Here is a 1,326-nt window from a genome sequence, read left to right on the forward strand (position 1 = left end):
CTACGACCTTCAGGTTATGAGCCTGACGAGCTACCGGGCTGCTCCACCCCGCGGTGGTGTTTTTCGTGCGGCGCTTTTGGTTGTGTGCGTCCGCCCTGGATCGTTTTCGAGAGATACGTTTTGGTCGTACTGGCCGGGCGCTTGTCAGGTCTGGCGGCGACCTACTCTCCCACGTCTTGAGACGCAGTACCATCGGCGCTGCGGCGCTTAACGGCCGGGTTCGGAATGGGACCGGGTGTTTCGCTCGCGCTATGGCCACCAGACCGGGCAAGCGCCCGGGTGTGGGTTGTTGTGTCCAGGTCAGGGGTCACTGGGTGTGCTTGTTGTACGACTTGTGCCGGATCCGTGCCCCATCTGCGGTCACTGGATCGGATCAAGCCTGTCGGGCCATTAGTACCGGTCAGCTGAGCGCATTGCTGCGCTTACACCTCCGGCCTATCGACGTGGTGGTCTACCACGGCCCTCGGGGATACCTTGTTTCGAGGGGGGCTTCCCGCTTAGATGCCTTCAGCGGTTATCCCGTCCGATCATAGCTACCCTGCACTGCGGCTGGCGCCACAACAGGTCCACCAGTGGATCGTTCACCCCGGTCCTCTCGTACTAGGGGCAACTCCTCTCAAGTATCCTGCACCCACGGCAGATAGGGACCGAACTGTCTCACGACGTTCTAAACCCAGCTCACGTACCTCTTTAAACGGCGAACAGCCGTACCCTTGGGACCTGCTCCAGCCCCAGGATGAGATGAGCCGACATCGAGGTGCCAAACACTGCCGTCGATATGGACTCTTGGGCAGTATCAGCCTGTTATCCCCGGCGTACCTTTTATCCGTTGAGCGATGGCCCTTCCACGCGGGACCACCGGATCACTATGGCCGACTTTCGTCTCTGCTCGACCTGTCAGTCTCGCAGTCAGGCTGGCTTCTGCCATTGCACTCAACGAGCGATTTCCGACCGCTCTGAGCCAACCTTCGCGCGCCTCCGTTACTCTTTGGGAGGCGACCGCCCCAGTCAAACTACCCGCCACAGAGGGTCCCGGACCCCGATCAGGGGCCGCGGTTAGACATCAAGAGTGCGAAGGGTGGTATCTCAAGGGAGGCTCCACCGGAACTGGCGTCCCGGCTTCGAAGCCTGCCACCTATCCTGCACATCGCAATCCTGATGCCAGTCTGAAGCTGTAGTAAAGGTGCACGGGGTCTTTCCGTCTAACCGCGGGAAGCCTGCATCTTGACAGGCAATTCAATTTCGCTGAGCCGATGTTGGAGACAGCGGGGAAGTCGTTACGCCATTCGTGCAGGTCGGAACTTACCCGACAAGGAATTTCGCTAC

The 1,326-nt window shown here is 60.0% G+C and carries 2 rRNA genes; both read right to left on the bottom strand.

The features are described 5' to 3' along the window. Positions 1 to 148 precede the first annotated feature (148 nt). A 5S ribosomal RNA gene (gene rrf, locus DRV85_RS18805) occupies positions 149 to 263 on the bottom strand. A 106-nt stretch (positions 264 to 369) separates the two neighbouring features. Further along, positions 370 to 1,326 (bottom strand): 23S ribosomal RNA (locus tag DRV85_RS18810); the annotation flags it as partial.

Source organism: Rhodosalinus halophilus, from assembly GCF_003298775.1.
Classification (GTDB): Bacteria; Pseudomonadota; Alphaproteobacteria; order Rhodobacterales; family Rhodobacteraceae; genus Rhodosalinus; species Rhodosalinus halophilus.